Origin of the sequence: Nostoc sp. UCD121, from assembly GCF_014222285.1 — a bacterium.
Lineage (GTDB): Bacteria > Cyanobacteriota > Cyanobacteriia > Cyanobacteriales > Nostocaceae > Nostoc.
Window position 1 is genome coordinate 1 of the sequence record NZ_JACKZS010000381.1, and the last position, 3520, is coordinate 3520.

The window sequence follows — 3520 nt, forward strand, 5'->3', positions numbered from 1 at the left end:
CCCAAACGTTGAGCAGCGCGTCCAGTGGGTGCAGCTAGGGCTATGGATTTACCCATTGCTTTCCACAGGCTGACAATCGTGTGAGTTGTGAAGGTCTTTCCAACGCCAGGGCCACCAGTGAGGATCATGATTTTGGAATAGGCTGCTGTTTCTACAGCTTGGCGTTGCTGTTCTGAAAGCTGAATTTTACGGCTGGCTGTAAAGCGCTCAATCCAATCACGCACGCGTTCAATGTCAGTGCCAACAGGTTTTTCCAAGCGTTGGCGTATCAGTTGAGCTAAATTCTGTTCCGTATGGAAGTAAGTTGGCTTGTAGCAAAGTAGTGTTTTCTCCTCATCCCGCTCTCTAATCAGGTCATCTGTTAGAGCCATATCTTTGATGATTTGTGCGATCGCTTCTTCTGTGGGCTGATGAGATTCGGTAGTCAGCAGTTTGATTACCGATTCAATCAGTTCGCTTTGTGGCAGGTAACAGTGACCATCTTCGGCAGCTTCACTTAGACAATGGATAATCCCCGCACGGTAACGAAATTCTGAGTCAGGCGCAATTCCGATATTCCGTGCAATTTTATCGGCAGTTAGAAAACCAATCCCGTAAATGTCGGCTGCTAACTGATAGGGGTTTTTGGTAACAGTAGCGTTCGTCGAAGACGTGCCGAAGGTATCGCCTCATCCTTATATTGCTTGTAAATTTTGACTGCGTATGTTGTTGAAACACCGTGCCCTTGCAAAAATACCATTACTTCTTTTATGGCTTTCTGTGTCTCCCAGGCATTTTTAATTAACTTAATCCGCTTTTTGGCAATGCCTTGAACTTCAATGAGTCGGTCAATTTGGTTTTCGATAATGTCCAGGGTTTCTAAACCAAAGTGGGCAACAATGCGTCTTGCTGTGACTGGGCCAACACCTTTGATCAGTCCACTGCCCAAATATTTCTCAATTCCGGTGAGAGTGGCTGGTTTGGTTTCCTTGTAGTTGACTACTTGGAACTGGGAACCAAATTGGGGATGGTCACGCCAGAAACCAGTTAGTTGTAGAGTTTGCCCTGGCTGAATATTAGCAAAGCTACCGACAATTGTTGTGAGTTCGGTGCTACGGGGGCGGGTCAGTCTTGCCACTGTGTAACCCGATTCAGCAGAGTAAAAAGTTAAACGTTCTACGACTCCGGTGATTGTTTCGTGTTCAGGAAAGGCGTTTATTTGTTGAGGAGAAAGATTAGGAGGAGTGGACATTGCTTATGATCAGATGCCGCACATCATTATAATACTGGAATTCAGATGAATGTAGTACATAAATACTATATCTTTTTGAGATTACAGTAATATTAGATGAGAAAGTCAAAAATGCTGCTTCGCTATACGATGACTACGAGCGCAAGCTATGCAAGCTACGCCTCAAAGGTTGGTAAGAGTGAAATATGTTGTAAAAAACCGTAGATTTTACTCTAATAAAGCTTCAATTTGCCCTAACAACTTCTCTAAAACTTTTGCTTTATTAGGATCTTCCCAAACTTTAGCTTGCTTAATTCGCTGATAGGCTTCCTTCATCCGATTAGGCAGGATATTCGGCTGAGAAGACTTAGGAGGTTGAACTGATTGAATGTAACTTTTGATATCTCTAACTGAAAGATTTTTTTCAATAGTTTTCACTAGAAGTTGATGTCGCTGATCTTCGTCTTTCAATTGAGCGATGATGCGGGCTTTGGTATATTCTAGTTGTCCTTGGCGCAAAATTTCTAGAACATCTTTAGGTAAATTTAGTAAAGGTAGGCGATGACTACGAAAACTGTCTGGAGTCACCCTACCTATTACTGAAAATATCTTTTCTACCATTTCCCATTGGTTACGAACAACGTTGTTCGTAGTTTCTGTTTTTTGCTTTTGGAGGTTAGCAATATGATTGAGTAGGGAAATAACTTCTCCTTGAGAGCATTCCAAGCGGATAGATAGCAGTTGCAAAATAGCTTCAGTTTCCTCAACCGGATTTAAATCTTCCCGTTGCAAATTTTCGAGGAGGGCGACTTGGAAAGCATCTTGGTCATTGAGATGGCGGATAATAACCGGAACTTGCTCCATTCCAAGAGTTTGAGCAGCACGGTAGCGACGTTCACCAGCGATCAATTCATAATTACCGGATTCTAACGGTCGGACAAGCAGTGGCTGCAAGATGCCATGTTCACGGATAGAAGCAACTAGGCTTTCCATTGCTTGAGTTGAAAAATAACGCCGAGGCTGATGAGCCGCTAGGTGAATTTGAGTTATTAATAAAGATTGTTCAATAGATTCGTTTTCCGAAAGTTGAGGATTCTTGGTAACTCCTACTAAGTCCAGGAATTGTTTGGTTTTATTCGGAAATTCCATTTCATCTGCCATTGACAAGCGCCGCTTCGCCATATTACTCCTGTTCTGCCATTTCTCTGGCGATTTCTTGATAAGGTTCAATCAATTTTCTTTCTGTGGTATACCGATGAATTGGTTGACGCGCCAAGTTAGACTCTGGAAACTGAACAGACTTAGGAACTGGTTCAAAAATTTTGACCCCAGGGAGTTTAGTTTTAAGAGTTTTGAGAGCATCTTGGGTCGTGAGTGTACGGTCTGCCATTGTAGGCAAGACTCCTAAAATTTGCAAATTGGGGTGAGTGTCTTCATCACGAAGACTTTCAATAGTTTCCAATAATTGTCGTAAGCCTTCCAAAGCAAAGAACTGACATTGAACGGGGATCAAGACTGCATCTGCTGCCATTAGTGCATTTAGAGTCAACATCCCTAAGCTAGGTGGACAATCAATGAGGATATGAGCAAATTCTTGCCGTAAAGGATTCAATTTCTTTCTCAGGATTCGGCTATTATCTGCCGAGGTCAAAATTTGCTTTTCTCCAGATGCTAGAGATATATCAGCCGGAATCAGCTTGATTCCATACTCGGTGTCAATAATAGTTTCAGATGCGCTCTGTTTACGATCTGTAAGTACTTCATAAGCAGTCATCTGCCCTGGCTGAATCTTGATTCCTAGACCTGTGGTTAAATTGCCTTGGGGATCAAAGTCAACTACAAGGCAGGAGGAACTTTCTGCCAGCAATCCACTTAGTGCAATAGTAGAGGTTGTCTTGGCTACTCCTCCCTTTTGATTAGTAACTGCGATAATCATATTTTCTTAGTACTATGCGATTTTTGATGAAAAAACATATATATATTAGTTACAGAATGAACTGATTCTATGACAATTTAAGTAGACCGCAAAGATTTTCACAAGTTTTACACCAAAGTAATGAAAAACTAATGTTCCAAATTGCTTGTTACCTAAAAAGCTAACTATACTTTCATTCTGGCCATGAGGAGCGATTTAGTGAAATAAATTGGCGCTTAAAATAAACTTATTTCCCAAAGTCCACATAAAATTTTCTGATGAAATCAAAAGAGCAATCGCCCAAGCTACCTAAACAAAAGCCAAAACCCAACGACCAAAGCCCAAAGCTTGACCTTGTTGCTTATAAACCAGTAGAGAAACAGCAGCCAACCTAT

General features: G+C 41.6%; 2 protein-coding genes and 1 pseudogene. All 3 read right to left on the reverse strand.

Annotated features, from left to right (window positions below):
- Positions 1-1231, reverse strand: a pseudogene (locus tag GNF10_RS35850) (helix-hairpin-helix domain-containing protein); the annotation flags it as partial.
- 207 nt (positions 1232-1438) lie between these two features.
- Positions 1439-2392: a ParB/RepB/Spo0J family partition protein gene (locus GNF10_RS35855; protein WP_163938943.1), complete on the reverse strand. Its 954-nt coding sequence runs from the start codon at positions 2390-2392 to the stop codon at positions 1439-1441.
- Between the two features lies 1 nt (position 2393).
- On the reverse strand, positions 2394-3146 hold the full coding sequence (locus GNF10_RS35860) for a ParA family protein (protein WP_069074509.1): 753 nt from the start codon (positions 3144-3146) through the stop codon (positions 2394-2396).
- Positions 3147-3520: the final 374 nt, after the last annotated feature.